Annotated in this window: 14 protein-coding genes; 7 read left to right on the top strand and 7 right to left on the bottom strand. The window is 65.7% G+C overall.

Translation table 11 applies throughout. The features are described 5' to 3' along the window. Positions 1 to 7 precede the first annotated feature (7 nt). A complete protein-coding gene (locus AWR35_RS06995; protein ID WP_058575209.1) occupies positions 8 to 958 on the bottom strand; it encodes a CHAD domain-containing protein in 951 nt (316 codons plus the stop codon). A 153-nt stretch (positions 959 to 1,111) separates the two neighbouring features. Between AWR35_RS06995 and AWR35_RS06990 the strand changes: the two genes are divergently transcribed. The 3 genes from AWR35_RS06990 to ubiB are packed head-to-tail and all read left to right on the top strand — an operon-like array spanning position 1,112 to position 4,511. After that, entirely contained in the window at positions 1,112 to 2,188 is a 1,077-nt protein-coding gene (locus AWR35_RS06990; protein WP_058575208.1) for a phospholipase A, read from the top strand. A 32-nt stretch (positions 2,189 to 2,220) separates the two neighbouring features. Further along, entirely contained in the window at positions 2,221 to 2,850 is a 630-nt protein-coding gene (locus AWR35_RS06985) for an SCP2 sterol-binding domain-containing protein (protein ID WP_058575207.1), read from the top strand. Further along, positions 2,850 to 4,511 carry a ubiquinone biosynthesis regulatory protein kinase UbiB gene (ubiB, locus tag AWR35_RS06980; protein ID WP_058575206.1) on the top strand — a complete coding sequence of 554 codons (1,662 nt, stop codon included), beginning with the start codon at positions 2,850 to 2,852 and terminating at the stop codon, positions 4,509 to 4,511. The genes AWR35_RS06985 and ubiB overlap by 1 nt, the downstream gene beginning before the upstream one ends. A 69-nt stretch (positions 4,512 to 4,580) precedes the next feature. Here the strand turns inward: ubiB and AWR35_RS06975 are convergent, their stop codons facing one another. Further along, entirely contained in the window at positions 4,581 to 5,285 is a 705-nt protein-coding gene (locus tag AWR35_RS06975) for a cytochrome b/b6 domain-containing protein (protein ID WP_066185089.1), read from the bottom strand. A gap of 179 nt (positions 5,286 to 5,464) precedes the next feature. Continuing rightward, on the bottom strand, positions 5,465 to 7,429 hold the full coding sequence (gene acs, locus AWR35_RS06970) for an acetate--CoA ligase (RefSeq protein ID WP_058575204.1): 1,965 nt from the start codon (positions 7,427 to 7,429) through the stop codon (positions 5,465 to 5,467). 639 nt (positions 7,430 to 8,068) lie between these two features. Between acs and xerD the strand changes: the two genes are divergently transcribed. From xerD to AWR35_RS06950, 4 genes are all read left to right on the top strand, one after another. Beyond that, positions 8,069 to 8,974, top strand: a complete 906-nt coding sequence (gene xerD, locus AWR35_RS06965) for a site-specific tyrosine recombinase XerD (protein ID WP_058575203.1) — start codon at positions 8,069 to 8,071, stop codon at positions 8,972 to 8,974. A 143-nt stretch (positions 8,975 to 9,117) separates the two neighbouring features. Next, positions 9,118 to 9,882: a DsbC family protein gene (locus AWR35_RS06960; RefSeq protein ID WP_197408154.1), complete on the top strand. Its 765-nt coding sequence runs from the start codon at positions 9,118 to 9,120 to the stop codon at positions 9,880 to 9,882. Between the two features lie 212 nt (positions 9,883 to 10,094). Continuing rightward, a complete protein-coding gene (locus AWR35_RS06955; RefSeq protein ID WP_058575201.1) occupies positions 10,095 to 11,735 on the top strand; it encodes a methyl-accepting chemotaxis protein in 1,641 nt (546 codons plus the stop codon). Between the two features lie 156 nt (positions 11,736 to 11,891). Continuing rightward, positions 11,892 to 12,794: an NAD-dependent epimerase/dehydratase family protein gene (locus AWR35_RS06950; RefSeq protein WP_058575200.1), complete on the top strand. Its 903-nt coding sequence runs from the start codon at positions 11,892 to 11,894 to the stop codon at positions 12,792 to 12,794. A 216-nt stretch (positions 12,795 to 13,010) separates the two neighbouring features. Here AWR35_RS06950 and AWR35_RS06945 read toward each other — a convergent pair whose 3' ends face one another. The 4 genes from AWR35_RS06945 to lipB form a co-directional block, all read right to left on the bottom strand. After that, the gene (locus tag AWR35_RS06945; RefSeq protein WP_058575199.1) at positions 13,011 to 14,114 is read right to left on the bottom strand and encodes a porin; all 1,104 of its coding nucleotides are present in this window, start codon (positions 14,112 to 14,114) and stop codon (positions 13,011 to 13,013) included. 286 nt (positions 14,115 to 14,400) lie between these two features. After that, positions 14,401 to 15,462, bottom strand: coding sequence for a porin (locus AWR35_RS06940; protein WP_197408153.1), 1,062 nt, complete (start codon positions 15,460 to 15,462; stop codon positions 14,401 to 14,403). A 297-nt stretch (positions 15,463 to 15,759) separates the two neighbouring features. Then, positions 15,760 to 16,740 (bottom strand): lipoyl synthase, encoded by a 981-nt coding sequence (lipA, locus tag AWR35_RS06935; protein WP_231723567.1) that lies wholly within the window; start codon positions 16,738 to 16,740, stop codon positions 15,760 to 15,762. A 48-nt stretch (positions 16,741 to 16,788) separates the two neighbouring features. Further along, complete coding sequence (gene lipB, locus AWR35_RS06930) at positions 16,789 to 17,409, bottom strand: lipoyl(octanoyl) transferase LipB (protein ID WP_082663966.1); 621 nt, start codon at positions 17,407 to 17,409, stop codon at positions 16,789 to 16,791. Between the last annotated feature and the right edge of the window lie 31 nt (positions 17,410 to 17,440).

The raw sequence follows: 17,440 nt of genomic DNA, 5'->3' as shown, positions 1-17,440 counted from the left end.
AATCTTGTCAATTGCCGCCCCGAGCCGAGGATTCGAGCGATGCCGCGAGCCGCTCGCAGGCCGTCACCACCCGCTTCTCTATCGCCGGGCGCTCGGTCTCCCAGGCCTGCCAGCGGGTCTCGAATGCCTCGTGCTGCCAGCCGGCCAGCCGGATCGTCTGATCGCGCACGCCCGCAAACGAGCGGGTCACCGCCCGGGTCTGCTTGCCTGGCCGGGCCAAGGGCTCCGGCAACTCGTCGGCGATCAGCCAGCCGGCGTAGATCGGCAGGCGTTCACGGAAGACCAGCAGGTCATGGAGATCGCCCAGCCGGTCCTGGATTGCCTTGAGATCCTTGAGCAGCGCGTCGACCTCGGTGAACGGTTCGTGCAGGGGCTCGACCAGATAGCGCAGGTGCTTGACCTGGATGCGCGCGGCGTGAAAACCGTCCCGCCCCTGGGCGAAGTCGCGTCGGATGAGGTCGAGCATCAGGGTCAGCTGTTCGCCGAACCACTCGAAGAACGGCGGGGTCTTCGACCGGGCGCGCGGCTTGAGCCCCGGCTTGAGGTCGAATACCAGCCGCTGGTGCGCGGCGGGTTCGTGCTCGTCGGTCAACCGGGTGATGCGTTCGGCCACCTCGGCACAATCCGGGGTGTCGCCCACCTGGTGCAACAGATCCAGCATCACCTCGCGATCGCGCATCGGGCTGGTGGATCGCCCCAATGCCTTGAGCCGCCGTCGCGTGGCCTTGCGCGTCTTGACCACATCGCGTGCCAACCGCACCCAGGCGCGCAGGCGCCGCAGTTCCACGCGCAGGTCATGCAGCGCTTCGGGGTCATCTTCCGCCGCCTTGCGGTAATGGGACCAGGCATCGCGAAACACGCTCTGCTGGGCACGGATCAGGGTGGCGGCGACTTCACCGGCGGGCTGAGCGGCGAAACCGGCATCCAGTCGGCGGGCATGCTTCTTTGCCTTGGCCATGACGGCCCTCCTTGAATGGAAGGATGCACGACGGAACTCCCGGCCATCTCACCCGGTCTTCCGGAACAGCCTGTAAACGCACGACTCGGTGATCGTGTCGCTTGCGTCTATCATGGCCGACCGACTGCCACCCTTCAACGACTTGGCCTTCTTATGCCGCGACACCGCTTGCCCATCGCCCCGCGCCAACTTGTCCCGTCGACCGGCATCCTGTTCGCCATCCTCGCCGGGGCAGCACAGTCCGCACCGCCGGACTGGTCCGAATGCACGCTGCTCGATGACGACGCCCAGCGGCTGGCCTGCTTCGACCGGGTCGCCTCCCAGGGGGTAGACGAGCCGGTCGCGCCGACCGAAACGGCGGAAACCGCGACCGAAGAAAAAATGGCCGAGGACGCGCCCCCGCCCGCCACACCGCAACCCGAAGAGGCGGTGGCGCTCGAACAGCGCATCCGTTCGGAGAAGTCGGGCGAGCGCAATCCCTTCGTCATGCGCAGCTACAAGCCCAACTACATCCTGCCGGCGACCTACACGCCCACCGACCTGTCGCGACCGGTGTACGACTTCGAGCCGCAGCACGCCGAGACCAAGTTCCAGCTGTCGTTCCAGTTCGACTGGTGGGAGGACCCGCTGGGCGACAACACCGCGCTTTATTTCGGCTACACCCAGCTCTCGCTCTGGCAGACCTACAACACCACCGCACTAGGTGCGGACGAGGACGCCTCGTCGCCGTTTCGCGAGACGAACTACGAACCGGAGCTCGGCCTGACCGTCGACACCAACTTCCGCCTGGCCGGACTGACCTTCCGCCGCGCGCGCCTGTCGCTGATCCACACCTCCAATGGCCAGGGCGGCGAACGCTCTCGCAGCTGGAACCGCCTGGCGACCGGAATCGCCTTCGGTCGCGGCCGTTTTGCCGGACAGGTGCGGGCCTGGTACCGGCTGCCCGATACCGACGAGTACGACAACAACCCGGACATCACCGACTACATGGGCCACGGCGACCTGCTGCTGGCCTACAAGTGGAACAACCAAACGATCTCGGCGACCTGGCGGAACAACCTCGACTTTTCCGACAACCGCGGCGCGATCCAGCTCGACTACAGCTTCCCGCTCACCAAACGGGTCAAGGGCTACGTTCAGTACTTCAATGGTTATGGTGAGAGCCTGATCGACTACAATCGCTCGGTCAGCCGCATCGGGATGGGCATCGCCCTGACCGACTGGCTGTAGAACCCATCCGGCCCACGCGACCGTCACGCTTCATGCTTCTCTCTGCCCTGCGATTCTCCGCCGAGTCCGCCCTCAACCGCCTGATCCGGCTCGATCCCGTCGCCCGCGAGCGCCTGGCGCGTCAGGCCGGACTGGTGTTCTCCCTGCAGATCGAGCACCCCGCCGCCCTGCTGACCTTCACCCCGACCACCGACGGGCTGATGTGGCGGGCCGCCGACGACCTCACCCCCGACGCAACCATCCACAGTAGCGGCCCGGCCCTGCTGGTTGCCCTGCAACGCGGCCACGACATGGACGCGCTGTTCGCCGGCGACCTCGAGATCGAGGGCGACGAGGCCGCAGCGACCCGTTTCCTGCGCACCCTGCGCGGGCTGGACATCGACTGGGCCGACTGGCTGGCCGAACGCATCGGCGTGTCGGCCGCCGGCCTGGTCGAGCAGGCGGCACGGCAGCTGCGGCGCACCGCGGACGAATGGCGCGAGACCCGCCGGATCGAGCAGCACGACTATCTGGTGCACGAAGCCCGCCTGGTCGCCGACGAGTTCGACCTGCCGGGCTTTCTTGATGCCGTCGATGCGACCCGCGCCTCGGTCGAGCAGCTCGAACGCCGCCTGACCGCCCTCGAAAACCGAACTCTCCGCACCGGGACGACGAAGGCATGATGCGACCGAGACTGCTCTGGCGGCTGGTGGTGATCCAGTTCGTGTTGCTGCGCCACGGCCTCGACGAGATCGTGCTGGCGCTCAAGATCTTCCGCCCGATCCGCTTTCTCAAGTTCGCCTCGCCCTGGTACTGGCTGACAGACAATCGCCGTCGCACGCGCGGCCAGCGACTGGTCGCCGCTCTCGAGGATCTCGGACCGATCTTCGTCAAGTTCGGCCAGATGCTCTCCACCCGTCGCGACCTGCTGCCGCCGGATCTGGCCGAGGCCCTGTCCGCGCTGCAGGACCGGGTGCGGCCGTTCCCCGCCGAAATCGCCCGCCAGCGCATCGAGGCCGCACTGGGCGCCTCGGTCACGGAGCACTTCGCCCGCTTCGAAGCCGAACCGCTGGCCTCGGCCTCCATCGCCCAGGTGCACGCCGCCACGCTCGACGACGGCCAGGAGGTGATCGTCAAGATCACCCGCCCGGGCATCCATCGGCGCATCCGCAGCGATCTGGAAATCCTCTACGCGGTGGCGCGCCTGGCGGAACGCTACTGGTCGGAGGGGCCGCGCCTGCATCCGGTGGCTGTGGTCTCCGAGTTCGACAAGACACTGATGAACGAGCTCGACCTGCAGCGCGAGGCGGCCAATGCCGCCGAGCTCAAGCGCCAGTTCGCCGGCTCGCCGATGCTCTACGTGCCCGAGGTCTACTGGGACTGGTGCCGCACCGACGTGCTGGTGCAGGAGCGCATCCACGGCATACCGATCGCCCGCACGGACCTGCTGCACGCGGCGAACGTGAACATGAAGCGGCTGGCCGAACGCGGCGTGGAGGTGTTCTTCACCCAGGTGTTCAAGCACAACTTCTTCCATGCCGACATGCACCCGGGCAACATCTTCGTCGATGCCACCGACCCCGAGCAGCCGCGCTATATGGCGGTGGACTTCGGCATCGTCGGCTCGCTGATGCCCGAGGACCAGCGTTACCTGGCCGAGAACTTCCACGCCTTCTTCAACCGCGACTACCGCCGGGTGGCCGAGCTGCACGTCGAATCCGGCTGGGTACCGCGCACCACACGCGTCGAGGAGTTCGAGGCGGCCATCCGCACCGTCTGCGAGCCGATCTTCCAGAAGCCGCTCAGGGAGATCTCCTTCGGTCACTTCCTGCTGCGCCTGTTCCAGGTCGCCCGCCAGTTCAACATGGAGGTCCAGCCACAGCTGGTGCTGCTGCAGAAGACTCTGCTCGCCATCGAGGGACTGGGCCGCGAGCTCTATCCGGACCTGGACCTGTGGGAGACGGCCAAGCCGTTCATCGAGCGCTGGATGCGCGAGCGCATCGGCCCCAAGGCCTTCATCGAGCGCTTCAAGGACGAGCTTCCCTATCTCAACCAGCACCTCTCCGAGCTGCCGCGGCTGTCGATCCAGGCGCTGACCGAAGTGCACCGGCATACCGAGATGCTCGACCGGCAGGGCCAGGCATTGCAGGCGATCCGGGAGGAGTCGCGCCGGGACCGTCAGCAGGGGCGTCTGACGCTGGTGGGCGCCCTGCTGCTGGTGGTGTTCCTCGCCACTCAGGGCGCCGCCATCGAACGGGGCGGTGTCGCCGCAGTCTCCTGGCTCGGATGGGCCGAACTGGCCGCTGCCGTCGCCCTGCTCGCCGCCGGCCTTCGGCGCGCCTGACGGCAAGGCCCGACCGCAAGACACAAAGCGCCCTGTGGGGCGCTTTTCTGCATACGGCGATCGGCCCGATCAGAGTGTGACGATCTGCCCGGCCACCCACCAGGCTACAGCCCCGGCAATCGCCGCGGCGACAGTGAAGGCGAACCAGCCGCCAAAACGCAGCCGCCGCGAATCGCGATGCAGCCGCAGGTGGGGCGGGATACGCATCCAGCCGGTAATCATCGCCCGCAACAGGTCCTGGTGCTTGACCAGCACATGGAAGAACACCGCGCCGACGTGCAATACGATAAAGCCGAACAGCACATAGAAGTTCTGCTTGTGGATCGCCGTCAGCCAGTCGGCGGTATCCGAACTGACCCACTCGTGGAACGGCCCCTCGTTGAAACTGTCGTCATGCGCGAACAGGCCGGTGCCCACCTGCAGGCACAGCAGGCCCAGCAAGGCGACCACCGACAGGGCCCCGAGCGGATTGTGACCCAGCCGAAACCCTTCGCGGGCGCTACGACCACGCAAGTAGTCGAGAATGGCGCCGGGGCCGCGAATAAACTGCGCGAAACGCGCCGTATCACTGCCCCAGATGCCCCACATCAGTCGGAACAGCACCAGCCCGCCGATAGTCACCCCGATGTACATGTGCCAGTCGAGGTAACTGTCGAGCACCGCAGCGGTGAGCCAGGAGCCGAAGATCAGCAGCACCAGCACCCAGTGGAACACGCGGATCGGCAGGTCCCACACCCGCACGCGACGAACTGCCGGTTTGTCTTTCCCTGTCATGCGATCCCTCGGCAAAAACAGCCGAAGCCATAGGCTTGAGGCTGGAAGAATTCAGAGACCAGTCTGAAGATAGTCAGAGTCTCGGGAAATCGCGCCCCCGACCTCATTCGGTGTTCCGGACACAAAAAACCCCGCGGCCGTTAGGCGCGGGGTTTGCTCGTTCAGCGTCGGGCGACGATTCAGTCGTTGCCCATCAGCTGGTCGAGGATCGCCGGGTTCTCCAGGGTGGAGGTATCGCCTTCCGGCGGCTCGCCCTTGGCGATGCCGCGCAGCAGCCGGCGCATGATCTTGCCCGAGCGGGTCTTGGGCAGGTTGTCGCCGAAGCGGACGTCGTCCGGCTTGGCGATCGGCCCGATCTGCTCGGCGACCCAGTTGCGCAGGGTCTTGACCATGGCCTCGGCGTCCTCGCCAGTCGGACGGTCGCCCTTGACCACGACGAACGCGACGATCGACTCGCCTTTCACGTCGTGCGGACGACCGACCACGGCGGCCTCGGCCACTTCCGGATGCGCCACCAGCGCCGACTCGACTTCCATGGTGCCCATGCGGTGACCGGAGACGTTGATGACGTCGTCGATGCGACCCATGATCCAGATGTAGCCGTCCTTGTCGCGACGCGCGGAGTCGCCCGCCAAGTAGTAGCCCGGCAGGTTGTCCGGGAAGTAGGTGCGCTGGAAGCGCTCGTCGTCACCCCAGATGGTGCGCAGCATCGACGGCCACGGCTTCTTGATCACGAGGTTGCCACCTTGGTCGGTGGGCACCGGCTCGCCATGATCGTCGACCACGTCGGCCATCACGCCCGGCAGCGGCAGGGTGCAGGAGCCCGGCACCAGGTCGATCGCGCCCGGGATCGGGGCGATCATGTGCGCGCCGGTCTCGGTCTGCCACCAGGTGTCGGTGATCGGGCAACGGCCGCCACCGATGACCTGGTGGTACCAGACCCAGGCCTCGGGGTTGATCGGCTCGCCGACCGTGCCCAGCAGGCGCAGGCTGGAGAGGTCGTACTTGCCCGGCACCTCGTCGCCCAGCTTCATCAGGGCACGGATCGCGGTCGGCGCGGTGTAGAACACGCTGACCTTGTGGCGCTCGACCATGTCCCAGAAGCGACCGCCGTCCGGGTAGGTCGGCACGCCCTCGAACACCACTTGGGTCACGCCCAGCGCCAGCGGGCCGTAGGTGACGTAGGTGTGGCCGGTAATCCAGCCGACGTCGGCGGTGCACCAGTAGACGTCATCGTCGTTCAGGTCGAAGACCCACGAACAGGTCATCGCCGCGTTGACCAGGTAACCGCCGGAGGAATGGACGATGCCCTTCGGCTTGCCGGTCGAACCGGAGGTGTAGAGGATGAACAGCGGATGCTCGGCCTCGACCATGACCGGCTCGCACTCGGCCGGCTGACCGTCGATGGCCTCGGCCCAGGTCAGCTCCTTCACGCCGGTCGAGCCGTCGGTGCCCACGCCGCCGATGTGCTCGAGCATGATCACGCTCTCGACCGACGGGCAGCCGTGCGACAGCGCTTTCTCGACCTGCGCCTTGAGCGTGACCTGCTTGCCGCCGCGCATGTTGCCGTCGGCGGTGATCACCATCTTGGCATCGGTGTCGTTGATGCGATCGCGCAGCGCCTCGGCGGAGAAGCCGCCAAAGACCACCGAGTGGATCGCGCCGATCCGGGCGCAGGCCAGCATGGCCACGGTCGCCTCGGGAATCATCGGCAGGTAGATGATTACCCGGTCCCCTTTGCCGATGCCCTGGGCCTTGAGGCCGTTGGCGAACCGGGCGACCCGGTCGTGCAGGTCCTGGTAGGAAATGTGGGTGACGGTGCCGTCGTCCGCCTCGCCGATGATGGCGGTCTTTTCCGCCTTCTCCGGCAGGTGGCGGTCGATGCAGTTGACCGAGACGTTGAGCTTACCGTCGGCGAACCACTTGAAGAACGGCGCGTTCGACTCGTCCAGCGTCTGGGTGAACGGCGTGTCCCAGGTAACGAACTCGCGCGCAAGGCGTGCCCAGAAGCCCTCGAAATCGCGCTCGGCCTCGGCGACCAGCGCGTCATAGGCCGCCCGCGACCCGATTCTCGCCCGGTCGGAAAATTCCGTCGACGGCGAGAAGACGCGATTCTCGCTCAGAATGGACTCGAGGTTATCCATAAAGACTCCATCGGTATTCGTGATCGGTTTTGTCGCGCCCGCAAGGCGAGCGCTGCCCCGGCTGTTCCGGGGCAAATCGCACCGCGCAAGATTAGCAAAATTCGCCGCAAGGCTGGGAGGCGCGTGCCCGGACCAACTCGACACTTAGCGGAAGAATTCGCAATCGAACCACAGAAATCCCCGCTAAGCGATTGGTCGACAAGGGTTTGCCGGATGACCGATCCGAGTTATGCACAGAAACTGTGGAAAACTTCGTGGAAAAACCGCTGACAACCCCCCTCGACGAAGCGGCATCAGGGGTTTGCACGGATTGCGGATTTTTTGACCAGCCGATGACTCGAGCGAGACAAAGCGGGACAAACAGCCCAAAAACAACGCCTTGCATAATTTGCGCCATCGACACGCCTCGGAACGACCCACAGGCTTGGCCAGCCGGGCGCTACTGTGATAGCTCCGGCCCGCGACGCCGCAACCTGTGGATAGATCCGTGGAAAAACGTTGTGAAAAGATGGGGAACCATCCCTTATCCACCGTCAGATCAGTCGGTTCCGCGACGCCCTCGGCGGCAGGTGACGCGCCGAGGCGGTCGAGACATAATGGCCGTTCTTTGAACGCGGCACACCGCCCGACGGGATCGAGATGCAGGACGACGAACTGATCACGGCCTTCGTCGAGGCCTTGTGGCTGGAGGAAAACCTGGCAAGCAACAGTCGCGCGGCCTACCGGCGCGACCTGGAGTGTGCCGCCCGACGCCTGTCGGGCGAGCGGGCGCTCGACGAGAGTGCCGCCCTTGAACGTGCCGATGCCGATGCCCTGCACCGGCTGCTGGGCGAACGGCTCGCCGAGGGCGCCGCACCCCGTTCGGTCGGCCGCATGCGTTCCGCCATCCGCCGGTTCTACGCCTGGGCCAGCCGCGAGGCGCTGATCCAGCCCAACCCGGCGCGCGATCTGCCGGCGCCGCGCCTGCCCCGCGCCCTGCCCTCGGACATGAGCGAGGCGGACGTGGAGGCCCTGCTGCAGGCCCCGGACACCGGCACCCCGCTGGGCCTGCGCGACCGCACCATGTTCGAGACCCTGTACGCCACCGGGCTTCGGGTCTCCGAGCTGGTCGGCCTGACGCTCAACGAGGTCCACCTCGCCCACGGACTTGCCCGCATCGTCGGCAAGGGGGGGCGCGAGCGGCTGGTGCCGATCGGCGACGAGGCAATCGACTGGCTCAGGCGCTACCTGCAGGAGGCCCGCCCGGGCCTGCTGGGCGAGCGTCAGGCCTCGGCGCTGTTCGTCACCGACCGCGCGCGCCCCCTGACCCGGCAGGCCTTCTGGTACCGCATCAAGCACCACGCCCAGCAGGCCGGTCTCGCCCGCCTGCCATCGCCCCATACGCTGCGGCACGCGTTCGCCACCCATCTCCTCAATCACGGTGCGGACCTGCGCGCCCTGCAAATGCTGCTCGGCCATGCCGATCTGTCGACCACCCAGATCTACACGCACGTGGCGACGGCCCGTCTCAAGGCGTTGCACGCCGAGCACCATCCCCGCGGGTAAGTCGATGTCACCAACCTGCCAACGCCGCACCGCTTGATGACACAATGGAACCCAGACCATCCTGTGCGACTCGAACCGAGTCCCCGATGACGATCCAAATCATGTACCAGACCAACCACACACAATTTCAGGTTCACGATCCGATGCAAAACCTCTCACGTTCCCTGTCCCGAACCCGGCTGCGCCTGCCCGCCCTGGCAGCCGCGGCACTCGCCCTGGCCCTGCCGGCCACCTCGGCCCTGGCCGCCGACAAGGAGGCGATCGCCGAGAGCCTCAAGCAGCACATGCCGGGCATCCCGATCGACTCGATCCAGGAAACGCCGGCCGAGGGCCTCTACGAGCTGGTCTCCAACGGCCAGATCGCCTACGTCACGGCCGACGGCAAGTACCTGCTCGCCGGCGACCTGATCGATGTCGCCAACCGGCAGAACCTCACCCAGCAGAAGATGGACAACCAGCGCCTGGCGACGCTCGAGGGCGTGCCGGCCGAGCGCAAGCTGGTCTACCCGGCCAAGGGCGACAAGAAGCACGCGATCACCATCCTGACCGACCCGACCTGCCCGTTCTGCGACAAGCTGCACAACGAGCTGCCGGCCCTGCGCGAGGCGGGCGTCGAGGTGACCTACATCCTCACCCCGCGTCAGGGACCGGGCTCCAACGGCTTCAACCTCTCCTCGCAGGTGCAGTGTGCCGACGAACCGAAGCAGGCCCTCGAGCGCGCCATGAAGGGCAAGTCCGTGGATGCGGAAGCCTGTGCCAGCGACGTGATCAAGCAGAACATCGCACTATCGAACCGACTCGGCATGAGCGGCACCCCCTACACCGTCCTTCCCAATGGCGCGACGGTGGCAGGCTACCGTCCGGCGAAGGTGATGCTCCAGGCCATCAAGCAAAGCAGCGGTCAGTAAGCCCCGCCTTCTCGGAGGCCCAAGACCCCGCCCGGCTGGCCCGGCGCGGGGTCTTTTTTCGCCCGGCCTGCCACCTGCCCACCGTCGGCATCGCCGCGCTAAAGTCTCCCGGCGCTCGACCGATAGAATGGAAACCACAATAATCGGCCCGCAGCACCGCCAACCCACGGCGCAACGGCCGGATAAACGATTGCAGGAGCATCAGGACCACCATGACGATCAAGGCGAAACTCTTCCTCCTCATGATCCTCGCGGGCCTCGCCACGGTCGGGACCAGCGCCTTCGGCATCTACGCCGAGCTCAAGGGCCAGGACCTGGCCGAGAAGAACTACGAGCTGCGGATCAAACCGATCATGAATGTCGAGGAGTCGGTCAAGCTGACCAACGCGATCACGACCCAGTCGCTGCTCGCGCTCCAGCACGACCCCTCCGGTCGCACCGCGGCGATGCACAACCACGAGATCGACGTGCATCTCGACGTGATCCAGGACGGCCTTGCCAAACTGGAGGAAGTGAACGCCAAGATCGCCGAGATCACCCATCGGCGCGACAGGTCCAACCAGGCGCAGGCCGCCCTGTTCGCCACCCAGGAGGAGCTGACCAAGGTGGCGTTCAATCCGCTGCTCGAAAAGCTCGAGCAGGGCAACTACGTCGGCGCGCAGGCCCTGCTGATCCTGACCCTCTCGGAGGTGCTGCCCAATTTCCAGCAGGCCGCCGAACACTACGAGGGCATCCTGCGCACCAACATGGAGAACGAGCTCGCCGCAACGGCCGAGCGGGTCGAGAAGGACGTCTGGATCTCGTCCATCGTGACCGTCATCAACGTGCTGATCATCGTGATCATCGCCGGCTGGATCATCCGCAGCGTGACCAGTGGCCTGCGCGCCGCCGACCGCTTCGCCACCAACCTGGCCGAGGGCAATCTGAGCGACACCGTCACGGTGGACAGCCGCGACGAAATCGCCGAGATCATCGACCACATGAACACCGCGCGCGACTCGCTGCGCAACACGCTGCGCCACATCGGCGACGCCTCGCAGCAGCTCGCCTCGGCCGCCGAGGAAACCTCGGCGGTGTCCGAGCAGACCGATCGCGGCGTGGCCCGCCAGATGCAGGAGATCGAGCAGGTCGCCGCGGCCATGAACGAAATGACCTCAACGGTCGAAGAGGTCGCCCGCAACGCCTCGGATGCCTCGCAGAGCGCGCAGTCGTCGAACGATTCCGCCAAGCACGGCCAGACCATTCTCGGCAACGCCGTGAACGCGGTCGGCATTCTCTCCGACGAGATCCGCCAGTCCTCCGATACCATCGACTCGCTCAAGGCCGAATCCGAGGAGATCGGCAAGGTTCTCGACGTGATCGGTGCCATTGCCGACCAGACCAACCTGCTGGCACTCAATGCGGCCATCGAGGCCGCCCGCGCCGGCGAACATGGCCGCGGCTTCGCGGTGGTGGCCGAGGAAGTCCGCGCACTGGCCTCGCGCACCCAGGGCTCCACCGAGGAGATCCACGGCATGATCGACCGCCTGCAGTCGCGCTCCACCGCGGCTGTCGCCGCCATGCAGCGCGCCCACGACCAGGTCGATCACAGCACCCAGGCGATGTCGGAGACCGAGGCGGCGCTGGGCGAGATCGCCCACGGCGTGAGCGGCATCAACGATCTCAACTTCCAGATCGCCAGCGCTGCCGAGCAGCAGAGCGCGGTGGCCGAGGAGATCAACCGCAACGTGCAGACCATCTCGCAGATCAGCGAGGAGTCGGCCCAGGGCGCCACGCAGACCAAGACCGCCTCGGCGGAGCTGGCGCGCCTGGCCGAGGAGCTGCAGTCCCGGATCGCCGGCTTCCGGCTCTGATCCCGCGGCCCGACGCCACGAAAGACAAGGCCCGCCATCGGCGGGCCTTTTTCGTGCGAACCATCATGGCGTGCCGTGCAAAACCGCGCTGGATTCCCTACGCTTGGCCCGGCCACCGCGAACGCCAGGCGCAACCCCGTCAGCAGAGAGCCCGGAATGACCACCGTCCCCAATCCCCGCAGCACCCTGCCCATCGTGATCGTGGGCTACGGCGACATTGCCCGCCGGCTCGCCGCGCGACTCGATCGACACGACATGACCGCCATCGCCCGGCACACCCCCGCCTGTCCGTCAGGGCATCACGGCTCATGGCACGCGGTGGCACTGGATCTCGACACCGATTCGCCACGCGACTTCGGGATACCCATCGGCGCAATCTGGGTGTATCTCGCCCCACCGGCACGCGAAGGGCGCGAGGACAAACGTGTGGCCCGCTGGATTGCCGAGGCACCCACCACCCCGGCCGCCGTGGTGTATGTCAGCACCACCGGGGTGTATGGCAACCGGCAGGGCGGATGGGTGGACGAATCCGTGCCACCCCAGCCTTCCCACGATCGCGGACGGCGGCGACTGGATGCCGAGCGGCGCTTCGAGGCCTATGCCCGGGCAAACCGCATCCCGCTGACCGTCCTTCGGGTGACGGGAATCTATGCCTGCGATCGGCTACCGGTCGAGAAGATTCGCCGCGGCGCGCCGGTGCCCGCGGGCCCGGAAGCGCCTTGGTCGAACCGGGTTCATGCCGAGGACCTGGCCGACATCCTCGCCCGGCTGGTCGACCGCATCGAGCATGGCAATCCGGTGACCGGCACCTTCAACGTCTCCGACAACCACCCCACCCCGGTCAACGTGATCTACCGACAGGTCGCCGCCCATTTCGGCCTGCCCCAGCCTCCGGAGCAGTCACTCGAGACCGTTCTGGCCCAGGCCAGCCCCATGGCACGGGAGTTCCTGAGCGATTCACGCCGTGTTGATGCCTCAGCAATCCAGCGGGCACTGGACTGGCAGCCTCGCTACCCGAGGCTCGCCGCGGCCCTGGCGGATTGCCCGCCGTCCGACTGAACACGCACACCGGCCAAAAGCGGCCGGACCGGCCGGTAGCCGACAAGCCCAGTCGGTCAGCGCCACCGGCATCTCCCTGAGAAGCCCCTTCTTTTTGAGAACCGCCCGAGTCGTCTGACAGCACGCGGTTTTCCGTTGCCATCTCCGTGAGCCGGAGTCGGCAATGAAAAAAGGCGCCCGAAGGCGCCTTGTCAGGATGATCGATCGCGGGATCGATTAGAACTTGTGCACGAGACCCAGCGAGAAGGCGCTGTTGTCGTTGCCAAGGCTGCCGTCGTTGGCAACCGTCTGACCATGACCGGTCTTGTAGCCGACCGCGTACTCGGCAATGGCGCTCTCGTTCGACATGTTCGCGTAGGCCGCGTAGATCTTGGTCTGCTTGCTCAGCTTGTAGTCGTAACCGATCGCCCACAGGTCCGCACCGGTGTTGTCGGCGCTGTCGACTTCACTTGCGGTGAAGTAGTGCGCCTTGACGGTGCTCTTGCCGAAGGAGTACGCCGCGCCAGCGCCGTACATGCTCATGTCACCACCCAGGGTGCCAGCCGCACGGGCCTGGGACTCGGTCAGGTAGTTGACGTTCTCGACGCCCTGGTACAGACCCATGACCTTGAAGCCGCCGGTCTCGAACTGAGCAGCGACGCGGTAGGCGTTCTGCGAATCTTCCTCGGTGGTACCGGTGTAGTCACGGTTGTGCTGCTCGTAGCCCGCGATGATGCCGAAACCGCCGATCTCGTAGGCAGCGCTTGCGCTGATGGCGTCCGTCTCGTTGTTCGGGGTGGAGCCACTGTTGGTGTCGGAGATGTAGGACACCTTCGCCTGGAATCCGCCCATGTCCGGCGTCACGTAGGCGAGCGTGTTGTTGTAACGCTGGTCCCAGTTGTTACCGGTGGTCTCGACCGCACGGCCACGCAGAATGGAGCGCGCGTCACCGACCGTGTCACCGAACAGGTCGTACTTGCCGCGCACACCCTTGAACGGCGTGTCGTGGGCGCCGACATACATGGTGCCCCAGCCGCCGTTGAAGCCGACGTAGGTGTTGCGCGTGTCGCTCGACTTCAGGCCGGCGCCTTTCTCGCCACCCCAGTCCAGCTCGTTTTCCCACTTGTAGATCAGCGACAGGTCGTCGGAGATCGCTTCCTTGCCCTTGATGCCGATGCGCGACGAGTTGGAAGCAAGGCTGTAGTCCGCATTCTCTGCGGTGTCACCACCGAAGAAGTCGTAGGAGACGTGGATCTTGCCGTAGAGGGTGGTGTCGGCCATGGCCGCTGCCGGCGCCGCGACAGCGGTAGCGACTGCCATTGCGATGATGTTCTTTTTCATCAGTGGAACTCCCGAAATCACTTGAAATTGACAAAGGTCCAGACGGGGTCGGCCCGTCAGACGCGTCGCATGCTGTGGTTAGGGAGTGACAGGATGATTACGCCGCCACGACAGGACGGGGGCTGCGTTGCAAACGCGCAACAGGGTACGCCATGTGATGCCACAGACGCCGATTCCCTCCCTCATGGCGCCAGAAACGAAAAAAGCGCCCCGGCGGACGCTCTCGGTCACAACAAAAAAAGGCGCCCGAAGGCGCCTTTTGTCGTCCAAATCGATTCAGGATCGATTAGAACTTGTGGATCAGACCTACGGAGAAGGCGTTGCTGTCGTTGCCGTCGAAGTCAGCACGCTCGCCGTGGCCAGTGCCGGCAGTCAGCTCGTAACCAGCGTTGGCACCAGACTCCATGGAGCCGTAAGCAGCGTAGACCTTGGTCTGCTTGCTCATCTTGTAGTCGTAGCCGACAGCCCACAGGTCAGCGTCGGAATCGTCGACACCGTCGACGTCGTCAGCAGTGTAGTACTGGGCCTTAACGGTGCTCTTGCCGAAGCTGTAGGAAGCGCCAGCGCCCCAAGCGTCAACGTCGGCACCGTCTACGAAGCCTGCGTCGGTGATCGACTGGTACAGACCAACGATCTTGAAGCCGCCGATCTTGTAGCCGCCGGCTACACGGTATGCGGACTCTTCGTCGGAAGCCGGAGCAGCGAAGTCAGCGTTGTGAACTTCGTAGCCAGCGTCGATCATGAAGCCACCGACTTCGTAGCCAGCAGTGATGCTGTACGCGTCGTACTCGTTGTTGATGCGGTTGGCACCGGAAGCAGCGTCGCCGCTCCAGTTGGTGACGTACGCACCCATGGCGTGGAAGCCGCCCAGGTCCGGAGTGGCGTAGGCAACAACGTTGTCCAGACGCTCGTCGAAGCCGGTAGCACCGCCGGTGCGACGCAGGATGGCGCGGGAGTCGCCGACAGCGTCCTTGAACATGTCGTACTTACGGCTGATGCCCTTGAACGGGGTGTCGTGACGACCAGCGATCGCGGTACCCCAGTCGCCGGTGAAGCCGACGAAGGTGTTACGGGTCTCGCCGCCGAGACCGGAGCCTGCCTTGCCGCCCCAGTCGAGGCCGTTTTCCCACTGGTAGATCAGGGACAGGTTGTCGGAGATCTCTTCCTTGCCCTTGATACCGATGCGGGAAGAGTTGGACGCCAGGCTGTAGTCGGAGTTATCGACGTTGTCGCCACCCCAGAAGTCCATGGATGCGTGGATCTTGCCGTACAGGGTGGTGTCGGCCATGGCTGCTGCCGGAGCGGCAACAGCGGCAGCTACTGCCATTGCGATGATGTTCTTTTTCATCATTCCATCTCCAATGTGGTTGTGAGATTTCTAAATTTCCCTGCAGAGGACTCCTCCTTCAGGGATGGGGTCATCCTAGCCAAGGAAGTCGGGCCGACAACCCCCGGCTCGGCAATTTCCTTCAAAATGACTACCCGACTGTGACATTTTTGCAACATCCGGGTGCAACACCGGCCGGGAACGCGCATTGCGGGGGCATTCGAGACACTCGCCAGTACAACAGAGAAGTGCCTAACAGCGACGGGAAGAAATCAGGAAAGAGCCAGGAGCTGGCGGCATCCAAGCTCTGGCGAGCTGCTAGCTCCCGGCCTTCTTCAGCACATCGAAGCCGCCCTGATCGGCGTGGTAGGAGGAGCGGACCATCGGCCCGGCGGCCACGTGGGTGAAGCCCAGCTCCTCGGCCTGCCGACCCAGCTCGGCGAAGTGCTCGGGGGAGACGAAGCGCTTGACCGGCAGGTGGTGCACCGAGGGCTGCAGGTACTGGCCCAGGGTGAGCATGTCGACGCCATGCTCGCGCATGTCGCGCAGCTCGTTCATCAGCTGCTCGTCGGTCTCGCCCAGCCCCAGCATCAGGCCGGACTTGGTCGGCACCTCGGGACAGCGGCGCTTCATCTCGGCCAGCAGATCGAGCGAGCCCTGATAGCTCGCCCCCGGCCGGGCTGCCCGGTAGAGCTCCGGCACGGTCTCGAGGTTGTGATTGAACACGTCCGGCGGCTCGGCACTGAGGATGTCGATCGCCTTTTCCACCCGGCCGCGGAAGTCGGGGGTGAGGATCTCGACGATCAGGCCGGGGTTGGACTCGCGCAGGGCACGGATCACGTCGGCGAAGTGCTGGGCCCCGCCGTCGCGCAGGTCGTCGCGATCGACCGAGGTGATCACCACGTACTTCAGCCCCATGGCGCGGACCGTCTCGGCCAGGCGCGCCGGCTCCTCGGGATCGACCGGGCGCGGCTTGCCGTGGGCGACGTCGCAGAACGGGCAGCGGCGCGTGCAGATGTCGCCGAGGATCATGAAGGTGGCCGTGCCGTTGTTGAAGCACTCGCCCAGGTTGGGGCAGTTGGCTTCCTCGCAGACGGTGTTCAGGCCCTGCTCCCGCACCACGCGCTTGAGACGCTGGACCTCGGCACCGCCCTGCGGCCGGGCGCGGATCCAGCTGGGCTTGCGCATCGGCTCGCTGGGCTCGATCTTGACCGGGATGCGCGAAACCTTGTCGGAGGATCGCATCGCCCGGGTAGGACCATCGGTCTTGGCGAAGGCGTTGTCGGGGGACTGACTCATGCGGTGTGCTTTCCCATGGGTTCGGACTCTGGCGGCCAGGCGCCCGACTCAGGCCAGGCGCCTACCCAAGCGATCGACCAGGTCACGGGCGATGCCGGGGAGGTCGATCTCGAGGCCGGGGACGGCACGTCGGACGTCGGTCACGGCCAGCCCCTGGTAACCGCAGGGGTTGATGCGCGCGAACGGCCCGAGATCCATGTCGATGTTGAACGACAGGCCATGATAACAGCGGCCCTGACGGATTTTCAGGCCGAGCGCCGCGATCTTGGCGTCATCGACGTAGACCCCCGGGGCTCCCTCGCGCCGTGCCGCGGCCACGCCCCGCTCGCCCAGCCAGTCGATCACCGCCTGCTCGAGACGATCGACCCAGTCGCGTGGCCCCAGCCCGGCCCGGCGCAGATCGACCAGGGTGTAGAGCATCAGCTGGCCGGGGCCGTGATAGGTCACCTGGCCGCCGCGATCGGTCGGCACCACCGGAATATGGCCACGGGCCAGGAGGTGCTCCGGCTTGCCCGCCAGCCCCTGGGTGAACACCGGCGGGTGAGTCAGCCCCCAGAAGGCATCGGGCGTGTCCTTGTCACGGCGGGCGTTGAAACGGCGCATCGCCGCCCAGGTGGCGCGGTAGTCGCGCCCTTCGCCGAGCCAATGGAAATCTGGGTCAGGAGACATGAGCGATCAGGTATCAGAGGTCAGAACAAGA

It is taken from the genome of Guyparkeria sp. WRN-7 (assembly GCF_001641825.1).
Lineage (GTDB): Bacteria > Pseudomonadota > Gammaproteobacteria > Halothiobacillales > Halothiobacillaceae > Guyparkeria.
This window is presented reverse-complemented; position numbering and strand designations above follow the sequence as displayed.

What these genes read in the sequence shown, in the direction of transcription:
- AWR35_RS06990 (WP_058575208.1), top strand. Translation starts at nt 1,112, where the DNA reads ATGCCGCGACACCGCTTGCCCATCGCCCCGCGCCAACTTGTCCCGTCG.
- xerD (WP_058575203.1), top strand. Translation starts at nt 8,069, where the DNA reads ATGCAGGACGACGAACTGATCACGGCCTTCGTCGAGGCCTTGTGGCTG.
- AWR35_RS06960 (WP_197408154.1), top strand. Translation starts at nt 9,118, where the DNA reads ATGCAAAACCTCTCACGTTCCCTGTCCCGAACCCGGCTGCGCCTGCCC.
- AWR35_RS06975 (WP_066185089.1), bottom strand. Translation starts at nt 5,285, where the DNA reads ATGACAGGGAAAGACAAACCGGCAGTTCGTCGCGTGCGGGTGTGGGAC.
- lipA (WP_231723567.1), bottom strand. Translation starts at nt 16,740, where the DNA reads ATGAGTCAGTCCCCCGACAACGCCTTCGCCAAGACCGATGGTCCTACC.
- ubiB (WP_058575206.1), top strand. Translation starts at nt 2,850, where the DNA reads ATGCGACCGAGACTGCTCTGGCGGCTGGTGGTGATCCAGTTCGTGTTG.
- AWR35_RS06945 (WP_058575199.1), bottom strand. Translation starts at nt 14,114, where the DNA reads ATGAAAAAGAACATCATCGCAATGGCAGTCGCTACCGCTGTCGCGGCG.
- acs (WP_058575204.1), bottom strand. Translation starts at nt 7,429, where the DNA reads ATGGATAACCTCGAGTCCATTCTGAGCGAGAATCGCGTCTTCTCGCCG.
- AWR35_RS06950 (WP_058575200.1), top strand. Translation starts at nt 11,892, where the DNA reads ATGACCACCGTCCCCAATCCCCGCAGCACCCTGCCCATCGTGATCGTG.
- AWR35_RS06955 (WP_058575201.1), top strand. Translation starts at nt 10,095, where the DNA reads ATGACGATCAAGGCGAAACTCTTCCTCCTCATGATCCTCGCGGGCCTC.
- AWR35_RS06940 (WP_197408153.1), bottom strand. Translation starts at nt 15,462, where the DNA reads ATGAAAAAGAACATCATCGCAATGGCAGTAGCTGCCGCTGTTGCCGCT.
- lipB (WP_082663966.1), bottom strand. Translation starts at nt 17,409, where the DNA reads ATGTCTCCTGACCCAGATTTCCATTGGCTCGGCGAAGGGCGCGACTAC.
- AWR35_RS06995 (WP_058575209.1), bottom strand. Translation starts at nt 958, where the DNA reads ATGGCCAAGGCAAAGAAGCATGCCCGCCGACTGGATGCCGGTTTCGCC.
- AWR35_RS06985 (WP_058575207.1), top strand. Translation starts at nt 2,221, where the DNA reads ATGCTTCTCTCTGCCCTGCGATTCTCCGCCGAGTCCGCCCTCAACCGC.